This is a genomic window from Mycobacterium gordonae (genome assembly GCF_002101675.1).
Lineage (GTDB): Bacteria > Actinomycetota > Actinomycetes > Mycobacteriales > Mycobacteriaceae > Mycobacterium > Mycobacterium gordonae.
The window spans coordinates 20,654-36,083 of the sequence record NZ_LQOY01000084.1 but is presented as its reverse complement, the minus strand read 5'-3'; the positions used below and the strand labels follow the sequence as shown (position 1 = coordinate 36,083).

Sequence of the window (15,430 nt, the reverse complement as noted above, 5' to 3'; positions counted from 1 at the left end):
CACGCGATGACCTTCATTCATCCGGCTACGACACGCCGGTCATCACCGGCTCGTACACCACTCTGCTGGACGCAACTCAGATTGCACGAGTTATCTCGCCGGTCTCGTTGCGTGAGTCGTGGACCGTTCTCGGCGACGACGATGCTCCGGTAGCGCCGGTCGACCGGTATCTGGCGTATCTGACCGACATCGAGCGATCACCGAACACGGTCAAGGCATACGCGCACGATCTCAAGGACTGGTTCGGTTTTCTCGCCGAGCGTGGTCTGGACTGGCGGGGCGTTCGGCTCGACGATCTCGGTGAGTTCGTGGCCTGGCTGCGGCTTCCGCTGCAGGCCCGGCATGGGCAGGTCGCGGTGTTGCCGTCGGTGCCGCATCATTGCACGGAATCGACTGTAAACCGCAAACTTTCGGCCGTCGGGGCGTTTTACACCCACGCTGCACGAGATGGGGTGGATGTCGGTGAGCTGCTGACCTCGTGGCAGGTCGGCGGCGCGCGCGGCGGTTGGAAGCCGTTCCTGCACCACATCAGCAAGGGCACGCCGAGGTCGAGGCGGGTGATCGCGTTGAAGACGCCGAAGAAGCTGCCGCGGGTGCTGTCGCCGGACGAGGTGCAGGCGATCCTGGACGGCTGCGGCCGGTTGCGGGACCGATTGCTCTTCGCCGTGCTCTACGACACCGGGATGTTCTCCAGGGCTCGGCCCCCGTGCGCCAGCGTGATTCTCTGAGTTTGTGCAGCTCAGAAGCTGATGTCGGAGATGCTATCCACCGCAACAGGTGTGGTGCAAGCAGACTCGCGCGTGTCATCGCAGCCGGGTTGGTGTGTTGAGTCGGGCCATGAGTTCGCGGTTGGCCGCCCGGGCTGCGGCGAGGTCTTCCTCGCGTTCGTCGAGTTGTTGCTTAAGGTCGAGGTTGTGCTGCTCGAGCTGGCTGATGCGCTGGTGGAGGGCGTCGATATCGGTGCGGGCGCCGAGCCCGGACTCGCGCCACGTCTGTTCACCGAGCGCTTCGGACAGCCGCTTCTCCAGCTGCTGGATGCGCGCGCCGAGCCGGGCGGCGCGTTCGTGGGCAGCGAGCAGATCGGCCTGCAGTGAGGCTCGGGTGACCCCAGGGCCGGTGTGCTCACTCGGGACTGGATCTGCTTGCAGCGCATGGATTTTCTCGAGCAGGTCGGGGTGTCGGTAGAGGAATGTGCGGTCAACGGCGGCGGCGCGGGCGATCGCGGTGGCGCTGAGCCGGTCGCCGGCGGCGGCGGCTTGGTCGATCGCGGCCAGCACGCGCCGGCGTCGGCGCATCGAGTCGTCGCGCCGGCCGTCAAGCATCGATCGGGTGCGTGTTGTCGACGAGACGGATTGTGCGGGTGTGTGATTCGACGTGGTAGCGGTGGTGGTCATGCGGTGGCCTCCGAGGCGATGGTTGTCGGTGCGGGTGGGGTGAGGCTGGGCATGCCCAGCGGGACGGTGTGGGCCGCGCGGTGACGGCGCACGATAGCGATCGCGTCGTCGATGCGGGCTTGCTCGGTCTCGTTGAGGTCGGCGACGTCTGCTTTGATGCGGTTGATCAGCCGCCGGATGCGGGTGATCTCCTCGTCGGTGGGGGTGGCATCGGCGCGGGCCCAGTCATCGACCCCGTCGATGGTGGCGGCCAGCCGTTCCCGGGTGCGTAGCAGATCATCGAGGTAGGCCTGCAGGTCGGGCAGGAACGCGATGTTGGTGCGGAAGTGATCGCAGCCCACGCAGCGGAACCGGACCGGGCAGGCCCCGCCGCCGGCCTTGACGTTGGTGGGTTCGGTGCAGGTGCCGTAGGGGACGGCGACCTCGCCGACGGCGTGGCGGGCGCGTTCGGATTCCAGCAGCATGCGCGCGTCACGCCAGATCCGGTTGCCGTGCCGGTCGAAACTGAGCGCGGTGACGGTGTCGACGGCGTCGCGGCGACGGTCCTCGCCGATGCGGTAGTAGCGCCGGGTCATGGAATAGCTACGGTGATCGAGCAATTCGGCCAGAACGTCGATCGGCACCCCGGCATCCGCGTGACGTTGGGCATAACAATGCCGATAGGCATAGGGCGTGACCTTGGTCTTGTCGACCTCGACCCCGTCGCGGGTGCGCAACACGGGCAGGGTCGAGATCCACTCGCGGTGCCGGTTGTCGAGCGTATCGATGCTGATCGGCTTTCGCCCCTCGGGGTTGCGGCGTGGTGTGGGCAGCAGTGTCAGTTCTGCGGGCGGGGTGTGAGGAAACATCGCCCGCACCCGGTCCTGCTGAGCGGCAATGACTTTCGCGGTAGCTTCGCCGATCGGCACACGCCGTCCGAGACGGTTGGCCTTGGCGTTGTCGTAAACCAGCACCGCCGATCCGTCCTTGTCGCGGTGCAGGCAGTTCAACGGCAAGGCGAGAATGTCCTCGGGCCGGCGCCCGGTGTCGATGCCGATCTGGGTGGCGACCCGCACCTCGACGGGTTCGAGGGCATCGAGGTGGGCGCACAGGATGGCCAGGACCTCCGGTGGCAGGTCGCGGCCGGGTTCGCCGCGTTCGGGTTCGGCGGGGATATCGCCGCGCTCGATGGCGAAATCGCCGGCCAGTCCGGCGGCTGTCTGCCCCGGCCGGGTCAGGCCGAGGGCGCGGATCCCGGCCAGCACCTCGCGCATGTCACGGCAGATGCCGTTGCGCCGGTATCGGCTGATCTCGCCGACGGACTCCAGATAAGCGAGTCGGTTGAGGAAATCCTCGATGTCGCTGCGGCCCAACGCCGAAGCGACGAGTCCACCATCGGGTCTGCGGCCGAGGAACTCCGACAGCAGCCGCAGCGCGTTGATCTTGCCGCGCACTCTCGCGGCGCCGCGACCTCGGTGGCGCGGGAGTTGTTCTGCTGCCCACCGCTTGACGGACTGGGCCAGCCAGGCCTGGCCGATCCCGGTGAACGACAAAGACCCGCGATGGCCGAAGACCGCGAGATCCCATGTGTCCTTTGCCTGTTCGCTGCCGGGATCGGCCAGAGCCCGCCGGACGTGCTGGGTCAGGGCGCTCCGCAGCGACCGCACGGACTTGTTGCGGGTGATCTCGGCCCGGTCGGTGGTGATCGAGGCGGCCTGTCGCCGGCGCAGCCCGTCGCAGAGCACCCGCAGCTCTACCTCGGTGATCTTCGCCCCGCCCCGGACGCGCTGCTGAACGCCGAACAGCACCTCGACCACCACCAGCACCGGCAGCGCGCGCAGGTTCACCCGCCCGCACTCGGCCACACCCGATTCCTGGGCTTGCCACCGATGCGAATCGAACTCAGGGTTGGTACCGAGCGCGCTACGCCAGCGCTGGTAGTGGGTGTTGCAGTAGCCGCGCGCGCTGTCGGCGGGCCGGGTGCACGCGGCCACCGCGCACGCGGGCATCGGCGGCAACGGCCGCACTCGCGGGTCGGCCAGGAACTGCTGCATCGACACCGGCGGTCGCCGCAGGCGGAACTTCTTGGCGTGCGGCTCGCACAACACCGCGTGCCGCACCGTCGGCACACACCGGCATCCCGGCACCGCGCACCGCGTCGCGGACGCGGGTTCGGCGGGCAGGCATGCGGCAGCGGCGATCTCGGCCGTGTTCATTCCCCGCCGAGTCAGGCGCGTGCAGCACCGATGACACACCGTGAGACCGGATTGCACGGTGTTCTGGCATCCCTCGGCCCGGCACACCGTCCGGCCCAACAATCGATGCTCCGCGAGCAACGACAACACCCTGGTCCGCGGATCCCACCCCGCCTCGTCCAAGAACCTGCGGTCGAGCATCCTCGCCAGCCGCGCGGCCGTGCCGATCACCACGACCCCGTCCAACACGTGCGGGGACTCGCCGCAGTCCTGCTCGACCGCGATTCTTTCAGCCAGCCCCACGGCGGTCACCGGGTCACCTGGGCCTGCTCGCGGGGACTGGGCACCGCATCCACGGCGGCCCGCAGCCGGGAGGAGTCCGGATGCAGGTAAACCTGCGACGAGGACACCGCGGCGTGGCCCATCAGGTCGGCGACCACATCGATCCCGGCCCCGGCATCAACAACGTTGCTGCCGAAGGCATGTCGCAACTGGTGGGGCCGCACCGCGACGTCGAGTCCGGCCCGCCGGGACGCCGCGGCCATCAACTCGCCGATCGCATCCGGCCGCATCGGCGCACCGATCCTGCCGCGGAACAGGTTAACGAACACGAAGTCACTGTCGGCGGCGCCGGTGACACGCATGCGTTCGAACTCGTAGACGTCGAACAGTTGCACCACAAGGAAATCCAGCGGCACCACCCGCTCCCGCCGCGACTTGGCCCAGGCCTGGTTCGGGTTGTCGTCTCGGCGCACCACATGCAGATGCGCGCGCTCGACATCGCAGCCCAGCCGCCGCGAGTCCACCAGCAGGTGCACATCGCTGCGCCGCAGCCCGCACACCTCCCCGCGGCGCAACCCGCCCCGCGCCATCAACAACACGATCAATCGGTCCCGCGCCGACCGGCACGCCCGCAGCAGCGCGACGATCTGCTCGTCGCTGGCCCGATCGATCGTCGTCTCCGGTTCCCGCAGCCGATGCCGGGCCCGCATCCGCCACGCCATCCGCCCGTCCTCGCCGCGGGCCTCCGCCGGCAGGTCCCGGTCATCGGCGACCTCATACAGCATCGACACCAGCCCCGCCGCGCCGTGGCCGGTCGCCACCGCGTGCACCACCATGCCCCGCACCGCGGTCAGCACCCCGTTGATCCGCGACGGGCCCCGCACCGCAGCAGCGCCAGGTCCGGCCACCACCACGCTCGCGGCGTCATCGACCGATGACCGGGCGTGAGCCAGCCACGTCATGAACAACGCGAAACCCTCCACACCGGCCTGCCAGGACCGGCCCGACCGGGCACACCAGCGCAGGAACAACGCGATCGAATGCGCATACGCCTTCGTCGTGGACTCGGCCGCGTCGTGGCCGAACCGCAGATGCCGCAGATACGCATCGGCGACATCAACCACCTGCAGGTCCTCATCCAGCACCGTCCAATACCGTTGCCCGGACGGCAAACTCACCGGGAATACTCGCATGGGCTCTCACTTTCGGGCCGACAGTCACAAACAACTACCAGCCACGAGCACCACACCCCCGGAGAAACGCCGAGCAACCCGCCCGATCATGTAGATCGAGCAACGTCCCGCAACAGGTCAGGAAACCCCGGAGAAGGGATGCGGATCGGCGAGGTACTTGGTTTGCGGCACAACGACATCGCCTCCGCTGAGCATGAAGTAACGGTGCGGCGACGCGACAACGCCAATGGCGCGCGCGCCAAGTCACAGACCGTCCGCACGATCCCGGTCAGCAGCGCGTTGATCCGATTGTTCGCCGACTACCTTCACACTGAGTACGGCGATCTGGACAGCGACTATGTGTTCGTCAACCTGTGGGGCCGTCCGCAGGGGCATCCGCTGACCTACGCCGCGGTCTATGACCTGGTGCGGCGGCTGCGCCGGCGGACCGGGATCGACTTCGACCCGCACTGGCTGCGACACACGGCCGCAACCCGGCTGCTGCGCGACGGAGTCAGCATCGAGGTGGTCGCGCATCTGCTCGGACATGCGCACGTGGCGACGACGACCACGACGTATGGGCACCTCACCGTGGAGGACGCTCGGCGGGTCATGGAACAGGCCGGTTGGTTCACCGATGGGCAGGTGCGGCTGTGAGGGCGCCGTCGCTCAAGCCTGCCGGCCCGTCGGGGCTGCTGGGCAAGCTGATGGCCGAGGTCCGCAACGAATTCCGCAGCAATGTACTGGAATTCGGGCCCGAGGATCCGGTGTTTGGTGGAGCCGAGTGCCGGGTTGAGGGGTGCGAGCGAACCGCCCGTGGACGCGGCCTGTGTGAAGGACATCGGCAACGGTGGCATGAAGAGGGGCGTCCGTCGCTGGAGCGGTTCGCCGTGTCGACCGATCCGCGGTGGCGGCGGCGACAACCCAACCAGCGCTGCCGGGTGCCCGGTTGCGGTTACGGCTCTGCCCGTGGCGGCATGTGCGGGCTGCACGCGCAACGATGGGAACGAGCCGGGCGCCCCAGCCTGGCGGGATGGCTGGCCGAACCACAGCCGTTCAAGCAGCCAGCGCCGGGCGCGACCTGCCGCATCCCGCATTGCGAGCTCTGGCCGCAGGGCACGTCTGCGTTCTGCCAAACCCACACCAATACCTGGAAGGGTCAACGGCAGACCCGACATTGACGAGTTCGCCGACCGCTTCGCCGCCGAAACCCCGCTGGCCAGCGAGCAGATCCGGCTCGACCGGCTGACCGGTCAGCTGAAGCTGGAACTGCAGTACGTGCTGCAACGCCGTCACGACGATCGGCAGGGCAAGCTGACCCCGGACGTGGTCATGCGCGTCGTGAAGGCACTGGCCGCAATAGGCGTGGGCTCCCTGCTCAACCACGACGAGGACATCTGGCACGACTGGGCTCGGTCGACGATCAATGACACTCGCTCCCGTGGGTTCCTCAGCTACGCATCCCGGGTGATCGCCGACCTGGCCGAAGCCGGCGGCTGGGACGCCGAATACCCGCGCGATGTCTGGCGCATGCGCCGGCTCGGCTACGACGGAGACCGCACGCTGCGGTTCGGCGGTATTCCGCAGCCGTGGCTGCGGGATCTGGCCAAGCGGTGGGCCCGGTGGCGGCTGTCGACCGGATTGGGCCTGGAAGCCGGCGGCGGCAGGCCGGTCGTTGTGCTCACCCGCTTCGCCGGGTTCCTCGCCGACATCGGCGTCGAGAGCATCGACCGGATCGACCGGCCGGTGCTGGAGCGCTATCTGGCCAACCTGCGCGGCGACTCCATCGGTGCCCAACGTCGCGGGACCCATATCGGGCTGCTCAACCGGTTCTTCGCCGCCGTTCGCCAACACCGTTGGGACACAGACCTTCCCGCAGACGCGATGTTCTTCGCCGAGGACTACCCGAAACGCGACGAACGGTTGCCTCGGGCACTGGCCGAACAGGTCATGGCTCAGCTCGAGGATCCCGACAACCTCGCCCGATTCACCGATCCTGCCCACCGGTTGATCACGATCATCTTGATGCGTTGCGGGCTACGGATCACCGATGCGCTACGGCTGCGCCGCGATTGTGTGGTCGCCGACGCCGAAGGTGCTCCGTATCTGCGCTACCTCAACCACAAGATGAAACGCGACGCGTTGGTGCCCATCGACGTGCAGTTGCGCGAGCTCACCGCCGAACATCGCAACCGCACCGCCCAGCGTTGGCCGGCAGGCACGCCGGTGTTGTTCCCACGGCCGACGAAGAACATTGACGGCACCCACCCGATCGCCAGCCCCACCTACCGGATGGCGCTGTTGCGCTGGCTGTCCGTCTGCGACATCCGTGACGAGCACGGCCAGCCGGTGCACCTAACCCCGCACCAGTGGCGCCACACCCTGGGCACCCGGCTGATCAACCGCGACGTCCCACAAGAGGTCGTGCGACGCATCCTGGACCACGACTCCGCGCAGATGACCGGGCATTACGCCCGCCTGCACGACACCACCGTGCGCCGCCAGTGGGAGGCGGCCCGCAAGGTCGACATCCACCGCACCACAATCATTTTCGACCCGTCCGGTCCGATCGCCGCGGCCGCCTGGGCCAAACAGCGCCTCGGCCGAGCCACCCAGGCCCTACCCAACGGCTACTGCGGACTGCCGGTGCAGCAGAGCTGCCCGCACGCCAACGCCTGTCTGACCTGTCCGATGTTCCTCACCACCGCCGAGTTCCTGCCCCAGCACCACCAGCAGCGGCAACAGAGCCTGCAGCTGATCACCGCCGCCCAAGCCCGCGGACAACAACGTCTGGCCGAGATGAACCACCAAATCCTGCACAACCTGGACAACATCATCACCGCCCTCAACGATCCACAACCAGGGAAGGCCAAACATGCCGGCTGACAACAGCATCCACCTCATCCACGCCGCCCAGCAGCGGCACGAACACACCCGCGCCAAGGCCATCGCTGCGATGCACGAACTCGACCGGACCGGCGCCCTGCTCACCTTCGAATCCGTCGCCCGCCACGCCGGTGTCTCCCGCTCGTGGATCTACACCCAAACCGACCTCAAAGACGAGATCCGCCGGCTCCGCACCCAACACCGACCCGAGCCAAGCACACCGTTACCCGCCCGACAACGCGCCAGCGACGACTCCCCGCGGCAGCGCCTCGAAATCGCCAACCGCCGCAACCGCGAACTCGCCGACGAGAACCGGCGGCTACGCCGCCAACTGGCGTGCGCCCTTGGCCAACTCCGCGACGACACCGGCCGACATCATGAACCGACGCATCGCGATTCGGTAACAATCGGGCCGTGCTAACCGCCAAGCGATATCCATCTCCAACCGCGTCATGGACACCCTCCACGACACAAACCTGCAGGTCACAACAGCTACCGCGGCCAGAACTCCAGATAACAATCGAGTCACTCAACGCCCGCTACCGACGGGCGATCAAGGCTCGCGGCCATTTCCCCTCGGAGGCCGCGGCGCTGAAGTGCCTGTATATGGTGACTCGCTCCCTCGATCCCAAGGGCACCGGCCAGCAACGCTGGGCGGTCCGCTGGAAGCCCGCTTTGAACGCGTTCGCAGTAACATTCGCCAACAGAATGCCCGACCTCAACCGAGGATAGGGAAACGCCACTTACACCGAATTCCGGATGGACCCGTCGGCGAAGTGCGCGGCCACTTCGCCGGTCGTTAATCCTTTAGCGGTCAACGACAACACGATCTCGTCGATGCCGGTCAGCCGACGTTGGCGCTTCTTGACGATCTGCGGATCGAACGAGCTGTTGGTATCGCGCGGCACCTCGATCTCGACCGGTCCGATCTCGGTGAACACCGTCTTGGCCCGGGTGCCGTTGCGGGCGTTGCCGCTGCCACGTCCGACCGGGTCGTGCTTGTCATAGCCGAGGTGCTCGGCCATCTCTGCGTCCAGCGCGGTCTCCAATACATTCTTGGTGATCTGGTTGAGTAGCCCGTTCGGGCCGACCAGCTCCACGCCCTGCTCCTTGGCCTGGGCCAATAGTTGTTCAGCGAGCTGCTTTTGATCCACCTCGGTAGCCATGGGCTCGAGTGTTTCGGACATCATCAGTCCTTCCCGCCAAGCTCACGCTCGGCGTGTCAGACCAAGGTCAGATCCACCGCTGTTCAGACAGTCCCCATCCTCAGTTTCGATTGCAGGGACCAGATCTTGTTGAGCAACAGTGCCTTTGTGTCGTAACGGTGGTAGCCGACCACGGTGCGCACGATCGCCCAGTTCTTCTGCTCGACGTGGCAGCCGTCGTTTTTGTTTCCGGGCCGCGAGCGGGTGAAGGTGATCTGGCGCCGCTCGCACCAAGCCAGCAGGTGGTGGTTGATGAACTCGCTGCCGTTATCGAAAGCCCAGGATCGGGAAGGGCATGGTGGTGGCGATCGAGGTGCCTCACCAAAAAGTGAGCGCGAAGCGTGGGCTGGTGCCTCACGCATGGTGAGCGCGTGGGGGCTTGCACTACTTCGCCTTGGCCAATCGGTCGATTGACGGTTGCAATGCTTCCAGGTCGATGTGGCGGGCGGCGGCAAGGGCGTCGGTCTTGGTCTTGGCCAGGTCCAGTAGCTGCATTTGGATGGTGTTGATCTGCCGGGTCAAATCGGCCGGGTTGATGCCCTCGATTCGGGCGGACACATGCGAAAGCTGTTGCGCATCAAGTATTCCCGATTCCTGCAGACGTTGCCACGGCGTGGCCGGCGTGTCGTAGATGCGCGTGCGGCGACTGGCCGCGGTGGTGCTGTAGCCGATGGGCTTTTTCGTCGGGGTGAAGAAGTTGCACCGCAGCGACACCAGCTTCCACAGCCGGTTGAGCAGCTCCAGCTCCTCGGAGGTGTCGTAGCGCCAGTAGAACGCGTGTTTGCGCACCACGTGGTTGTTTTTTGACTCCACGTGCGCTTGGTCGTTCTTCTGGTACGGCCGCGAGTGGGTCTGGGCGATGTCGCGGGTCTGCAGCCAGGCGGCGACCTCGTGATTGATGAACTCACCGCCGCAGTCCAAAGCGAAAATCACCAGATCGAACGGGAACCGCTGTTGCAGCTCGTCGATGCCGGCCGTGATCCACTTCGAGGCGTTGTTGCGGATCGAGAAGTTCTCGGTCCAGCCGATCACCAGGTCGGTCATCGTCAGCGTGCGGGCGAACTCGCCGATCAATGTCGGGCCGCAGTGCGCCACGGTATCGGCCTCGATCACCCTCGGGGCCTCAGGTGCCTCATCGGCGCAGGTACGGATGGCGATCGAGTTACGCAGCAGCGGCGACGGTTTGGTCGTCGAGATGCCCTTGATGCGCATCCTGTCCCAGGGCCGGTTTCAGGTAGCGGTCCAGGGTGGCCGCGCTCATCGCCTTCAGCTCCGCTGATGCCGCCTCGGTGGCGAACGGCCTGTCAAGATCACCGGATTCAGCCAGCAGCGGCAGCCACAGACCCACCATGACCACCAGGTACTTGCCGCACGGCATGCCCATCAAGGCCCACACATACTCCAGCAGTGCCCTGGCGTCGTCGCTGAAGCCCCGCGGCCGCAACGTACGCCTGTCAACCTGCTCGGCCGGGTCCGGCAGCCTCGGGCCGGTCAGCATCCGCCGAGCCGTCGAGCGGCCCATCCCCGTGGTGGACACCACCCGATCCAAAATCTTGCTCTTGTCCGCCTTCAACGCCTTGCGGTACTGACCTCGCAGTTTGTTCGCTACCTGCCGCCTCGCAGCCATGTCGATCTTGCCTTCCACATCGGGCAGGCCTTCCGGGCCACGCGCTCAAAATAGGTGAGGCACCACCGCCGGCCACGCGCTCAAACTCAGTGAGGCACGCCGGACTATTGACAATTGGTCGATCTTTGTAAAAGATTGGTAATACCGTCTGTCCGGGGTATTCGGGAGCAGCCAGTTGCCCGGTCGACGGCCGTCAGTATCCGGGAATGACGGGCAAGGGATCCACGCTATGCAAAGCACTATGCAAGACGTTCCGCTTTCTGTGACATCGATCGTCAAGCATGCCAACTCCATTCACGCCGACCGCCGCGTCGTCACACCGACCGAGTCGGGCTACCGGGCCGCGACCTACGGCGAGGTCGGCCGGCGGGTCGGTCAGTTAGCTAATGCGCTGCATGACCTTGGCGTCACCGGCGATCAGCGTGTGGCTACCTTCCAGTGGAGCAACCAGGAACACTTGGAGGCCTATTGTGCGGTGCCGTCGATGGGCGCGGTGTTGCACACGCTCAATATTCGTCTTACCGCCGAGCAGCTTGGCTACATCGCCAACCACGCCGACGACAACATCGTCATCGTCGACATGTCGTTAGCGCCGCTACTTGCGCGTTCTTTGCCGGCCATATCGTCGGTGCACACGGTGATTGCGGTCGGTGAGGGCGATCCCGAGCCGCTACGGGCGGCCGGCAAGGCCGTCGTTTCGTACGAAGACCTGATCTCGACACATCCCACCGAGTTCGACTGGCCTGAACTCGATGAGACGTCGGCCTCGGCGATGTGCTACACCAGCGGCACCACCGGAAACCCCAAGGGCGTGGTCTACAGCCACCGATCCACCTACCTGCATTCACTGGCCGTCTGCACTGGCAACGGGTTGGGCATCGCTGAAGCCGACCGCATCTTGGCTATCGTGCCGATGTTTCAAGCCAATGCGTGGGGCCTTATCTATGCCGCGCTGATGGCGGGGGCCGAACTGGTACTCCCGCACCGATGGCTACAACCTGGAGCGCTGGTGGCCATCATCGAGGACACCCGCCCGACCGTGGCCGGTGCGGTGCCCACAATCTGGAATGACGTCCGGCACTTCCTGGGCTGCGAGCCCGGTCATGACATCTCGTCGCTGCGTCTGGTCGCGTGCGGCGGATCGGCGGTACCGGTGTCACTGATGCGCGGCTTCGAACGCGACCACGGCGTACCGATCGTGCAGGCGTGGGGAATGACCGAAACCTCGCCGCTGGCCACGGTGGCCAAACCGCCGACTGGGCTCGACGAAGACCAACAGTGGGCGCTGCGTGCCACCCAGGGCCGCCCGATATGCGGCGTGGAAATCCGGCTGCGCAACGACCAGGATCGCACCCTGCCGTGCAACGGAGAAGCGGTCGGCGAGATCCAAGCCCGCGGGCCGTGGGTAACTGGCTCTTATTTTCGCGACGACGACGCCGACAAGTTCGACCAGGGGTGGCTGCGCACTGGCGATGTCGGCCACGTCGACGAGCATGGCTTCTTGACGCTGACCGACCGTGCCAAAGACGTCATCAAGTCCGGCGGGGAGTGGATTTCGTCGGTCGAATTGGAGAATTTGCTGATCGCCCATTCCGGGGTACATGAAGCCGCGGTCATCGGTGTGCCCGACGAGAAGTGGCAGGAGCGTCCACTCGCTCTAGTGGTGGTCAAACCCGGCGCCGATATCACGCCAGATGAGCTACGTGCCTTCTTAGACGGCAAAGTCGCTACGTGGTGGATCCCGGAGCGCTGGGCCTTCGTCCCCGAAATCCCGCGAACCAGCGTCGGTAAATACGACAAGAAAGTGCTTCGGGCATGTTACACCGCCGGTGACTACAACATCGTGGAATTCGTCTAGCGACCAAGGTTCGCTAGACCCGGCAATGCAGCCGAATAATTAAGGAGGTTACATGGCAACCACACGTTACCATTCGCTGGGTGCCGGCGGGCTGAACTGGGAAAGCGTGCCACTCAGGCTGTTCGCTGGCGGCATCGCCAAACTCTGGGACCCCGCCAATATCGACTTCTCCCGCGACAGCGCCGATTGGGAGGCGCTTTCCGACCGCGAACGCGTGTACGTCACCCGATTGTGCGCGGGCTTCATTGCCGGAGAGGAAGCAGTCACCCAGGACATCCAGCCGTTCATGGCCGCAATGCGGGCCGAAGGCCGGCTCGGCGACGAGATGTACTTGACGCAGTTTGCGTTCGAGGAAGCCAAACACACCCAGGCGTTCCGCTTGTGGCTCGATGCCGTCGGGGTGCGCGACGACTTACATAGTTTCCTCGATCAAACTCCGGCATACCGGCAGTTGTTCGACGAGGAACTTCACGAATCGCTCAACACGCTCTATGTGGATCCCTCGCCGGCTGCCCAGGTTCGCGCTTCGGTGACGTACAACCACATCATCGAGGGCATGTTGGCGCTGACCGGCTACTACGCCTGGCACAAGATCTGCGTGGAGCACGGCATTCTTCCCGGCATGCAGCAGCTGATTCGGCACATCGGCGACGACGAGCGACGCCACATGGCATGGGGCACTTTCACCTGCCGGCGCCACGTCGCTGCCGACGACACCAATTGGACGGTGTTCGAAACGCGCATGAACGAACTCATTCCGCTGGGGCAGCGCCTGATCGACGAGGGTTCTGCACTGTATGGCGACGACATACCCTTCAATCTGTCAATCGACGAGATGAGGACCTATGCCACCGACAAGGGGATGCGCCGGTTCAGCACGATCAGCAGCGCCCGCGGGCGACCGCCCGAGGAAATCGACCTCGACTACTCGCCACTGCAGCTGGAGGACACCTTCGCGGACGAGGACGCGAGGGTGCTGGCCGGTTCGGCCTGACTTCGACGAGATCGGCGCCAGTGCGTAAAAACGCGGAATTTTTGCGCTGGAGTCGATTCGGCACTGCGAGTACCAACACTGCTCCAGCTTAGTTGCCGTCGCCGGTGCCACTATCTCGGCACGCTTCAAAGATCCGCGATGGCGCAACGCTCCAAGCGGCGGCGAGGCCAGTCATTGACCGCACGACCCGGAGGAGACGACACACGATGCGTCGACCACTTGAGGACGGCTACTTCACGATGCCCAACGGCGATGAGCAGCCGCGGTTGATCGGTTCCTATAGCCCTGCTGCCGACAAGTACTTCTTCCCCCGCCGCCGCCGCTGTCCGTTGACGGGCGGCCCGGTCGAGGATGTCCTGCTGTCACCAACCGGCGAACTGTACGCCTGGACCTACGTCGAGTCGGCGTGGATGGGCAAGTCCCGGTTCGGCTCCACAGGCGACGGGCACGGTGTCGGCCAAGTTGACCTACCGGAGGGCGTGCGCGTGCAATCCATCCTGCGTGGCGAGATGGGCGACTGGGAGATCGGCATGCCCATGCAGCTTGAGGTCTACCCCCTCATGACCGATGCCGATGGCACTGAGCTGTGCTCGTTCCGCTTTTGCCCTACTCGACGGGGGGCATCTCGGTGATGGCCCGCGACGTCTATGTGATCGGCGTGGGGATGGCCCCGTTCGGCCAGCCGGACGCCAACGCGGCCGACTTGGGCTTCGGGGCCGGTGTCAACGCGCTCGGTGACGCCGGCATCGGCTTCGATGAAGTCGGCTACCTCTACAACGGCTACATCGGCGCCGGTCTGCTCACGGGTGTCACCCTTGCGAAGGATCTCGGGCTTACCGGCATCCCGATCACCCACGTCGAGAACGCGTCGGCCACCGGATCGTGCGCCTTCCATGAGGCGGTCCAGGTGGTGGCGGGGGGGAGCGTCGATATCGCGATGGCGCTAGGGTTTGACGACCTCAATCGCGCCACTCGAGCTATCGGGGGCAGCAAGCCCGGCATTGGCCAGGTGATCCTCCCGGCGGCGTTTTTCGCCATGTGGGCGACACGTCGCATGCACGAAGTGGGCACGACGGTCGAGACCTTCGCCGCCATCGCGGCAAAGAATTGGAACCATGCGCGGCTGAATCCCTACGCGCAACGTCGGGCCGACCATGAGGTCACCGTCGAAGAGATCCTCGCCTCGCGCATGATTTCCTACCCGCACACTTCGAAGATGGCCTGCGCCGCTGGCTCTGGGGCTGCGGCCGCGATCGTCGCGAGCCGCGAGGCGGCAGAGCGCGTGGCCGGTTCACGCCCGCTGGTGAAGGTGGTCGCCAGCCAGCAGCAGTCCGAGCAGTTCGTTGACGGCCACATTTTCATGGGTGCGGTCGTCGGTCCGGGCGAGCTCACCGCGGCCACGGCAAAGGCCGCCTACGACGAGGCCGGTGTCGGGCCGGCCGACCTCGACCTCGCCCACGTGCACGACGCATTCCCCATCGAGGAACTGATGTATTACGAGCTGCTCGGGGTGTGCGCGGCTGGGGAGGGGGACAAGCTCGTCTCCGAGGGCGCGACCAGCCTGGGTGGTCGTATCCCGTTCTCGACCGACGGCGGGCTGATCGGGCGCGGTCATCCCGGTGGGCCGACCGGCCTGGCCCAGATCTGGGATGTGACACGGCAGCTGCGGGGCGAGGCGGGCCCGCTGCAGGTCGAAGGCGCTCGAACCGGGCTTGCTCACATGATGGGCGCGGGCTCGGTCTGTGTCATCCACATCCTGCAGGCCGGGCGGTGACGTCATTCAACACATCCGATAAGAGAGAAATCGCCCTGCGGGGCGACAGCATGGAAGGGAAATC

12 protein-coding genes and 5 pseudogenes are annotated in these 15,430 nt (G+C 65.8%); 10 read left to right on the top strand and 7 right to left on the bottom strand.

Annotated features, from left to right (window positions below; all coding sequences use genetic code 11):
* Positions 1 to 107: 107 nt before the first annotated feature.
* Positions 108 to 686, top strand: a pseudogene (locus tag AWC08_RS14590) (tyrosine-type recombinase/integrase); the annotation flags it as partial.
* Positions 687 to 803: 117 nt separating this feature from the next.
* On the opposite strand, the gene AWC08_RS14585 reads toward AWC08_RS14590, so the two are convergent.
* The 3 genes from AWC08_RS14585 to AWC08_RS14575 are packed head-to-tail and all read right to left on the bottom strand — an operon-like array spanning position 804 to position 5,043.
* Positions 804 to 1,394, bottom strand: coding sequence for a hypothetical protein (locus AWC08_RS14585; RefSeq protein WP_101930903.1), 591 nt, complete (start codon positions 1,392 to 1,394; stop codon positions 804 to 806).
* Entirely contained in the window at positions 1,391 to 3,880 is a 2,490-nt protein-coding gene (locus AWC08_RS39055; RefSeq protein WP_007168436.1) for a tyrosine-type recombinase/integrase, read from the bottom strand. The genes AWC08_RS14585 and AWC08_RS39055 overlap by 4 nt, the downstream gene beginning before the upstream one ends.
* On the bottom strand, positions 3,877 to 5,043 hold the full coding sequence (locus AWC08_RS14575) for a tyrosine-type recombinase/integrase (RefSeq protein WP_007168437.1): 1,167 nt from the start codon (positions 5,041 to 5,043) through the stop codon (positions 3,877 to 3,879). The genes AWC08_RS39055 and AWC08_RS14575 overlap by 4 nt, the downstream gene beginning before the upstream one ends.
* A gap of 135 nt (positions 5,044 to 5,178) precedes the next feature.
* Between AWC08_RS14575 and AWC08_RS14570 the strand changes: the two are divergent.
* The 5 genes and pseudogenes from AWC08_RS14570 to AWC08_RS14555 all read left to right on the top strand — a co-directional run.
* Positions 5,179 to 5,679: pseudogene (locus AWC08_RS14570) on the top strand (tyrosine-type recombinase/integrase); the annotation flags it as partial.
* Positions 5,676 to 6,203, top strand: coding sequence for a hypothetical protein (locus tag AWC08_RS38235; protein WP_224112849.1), 528 nt, complete (start codon positions 5,676 to 5,678; stop codon positions 6,201 to 6,203). The pseudogene AWC08_RS14570 and the gene AWC08_RS38235, both read left to right, overlap by 4 nt.
* A gap of 97 nt (positions 6,204 to 6,300) precedes the next feature.
* The gene (locus tag AWC08_RS14565; protein WP_224112850.1) at positions 6,301 to 7,908 is read left to right on the top strand and encodes a tyrosine-type recombinase/integrase; all 1,608 of its coding nucleotides are present in this window, start codon (positions 6,301 to 6,303) and stop codon (positions 7,906 to 7,908) included.
* On the top strand, positions 7,898 to 8,329 hold the full coding sequence (locus AWC08_RS14560; RefSeq protein ID WP_007168443.1) for a DUF6262 family protein: 432 nt from the start codon (positions 7,898 to 7,900) through the stop codon (positions 8,327 to 8,329). The genes AWC08_RS14565 and AWC08_RS14560 overlap by 11 nt, the downstream gene beginning before the upstream one ends.
* Entirely contained in the window at positions 8,323 to 8,640 is a 318-nt protein-coding gene (locus AWC08_RS14555; protein WP_075630241.1) for a transposase, read from the top strand. Before AWC08_RS14560 ends, AWC08_RS14555 begins: the two co-directional genes overlap by 7 nt.
* A 35-nt stretch (positions 8,641 to 8,675) precedes the next feature.
* On the opposite strand, the pseudogene AWC08_RS14550 reads toward AWC08_RS14555, so the two are convergent.
* From AWC08_RS14550 to AWC08_RS38230, 4 genes and pseudogenes are all read right to left on the bottom strand, one after another.
* Positions 8,676 to 9,074, bottom strand: a pseudogene (locus AWC08_RS14550) (transposase); the annotation flags it as partial.
* Between the two features lie 143 nt (positions 9,075 to 9,217).
* A pseudogene (locus tag AWC08_RS14545) lies at positions 9,218 to 9,385 on the bottom strand (integrase); the annotation flags it as partial.
* A 112-nt stretch (positions 9,386 to 9,497) separates the two neighbouring features.
* Complete coding sequence (locus AWC08_RS14540; protein WP_224112851.1) at positions 9,498 to 10,325, bottom strand: integrase catalytic domain-containing protein; 828 nt, start codon at positions 10,323 to 10,325, stop codon at positions 9,498 to 9,500.
* A 25-nt stretch (positions 10,326 to 10,350) separates the two neighbouring features.
* A pseudogene (locus AWC08_RS38230) lies at positions 10,351 to 10,635 on the bottom strand (integrase catalytic domain-containing protein); the annotation flags it as partial.
* A 334-nt stretch (positions 10,636 to 10,969) separates the two neighbouring features.
* Here AWC08_RS38230 and AWC08_RS14535 point away from each other — a divergent pair.
* From AWC08_RS14535 to AWC08_RS14520, 4 genes are all read left to right on the top strand, one after another.
* Positions 10,970 to 12,598, top strand: a complete 1,629-nt coding sequence (locus AWC08_RS14535) for a long-chain fatty acid--CoA ligase (RefSeq protein ID WP_007168449.1) — start codon at positions 10,970 to 10,972, stop codon at positions 12,596 to 12,598.
* Between the two features lie 52 nt (positions 12,599 to 12,650).
* Entirely contained in the window at positions 12,651 to 13,592 is a 942-nt protein-coding gene (locus AWC08_RS14530; protein WP_007168450.1) for a R2-like ligand-binding oxidase, read from the top strand.
* A 206-nt stretch (positions 13,593 to 13,798) separates the two neighbouring features.
* On the top strand, positions 13,799 to 14,224 hold the full coding sequence (locus tag AWC08_RS14525) for a Zn-ribbon domain-containing OB-fold protein (RefSeq protein WP_007168451.1): 426 nt from the start codon (positions 13,799 to 13,801) through the stop codon (positions 14,222 to 14,224).
* Positions 14,179 to 15,366 carry a thiolase family protein gene (locus AWC08_RS14520; RefSeq protein ID WP_007168452.1) on the top strand — a complete coding sequence of 396 codons (1,188 nt, stop codon included), beginning with the start codon at positions 14,179 to 14,181 and terminating at the stop codon, positions 15,364 to 15,366. The genes AWC08_RS14525 and AWC08_RS14520 overlap by 46 nt, the downstream gene beginning before the upstream one ends.
* Positions 15,367 to 15,430 lie beyond the last annotated feature (64 nt).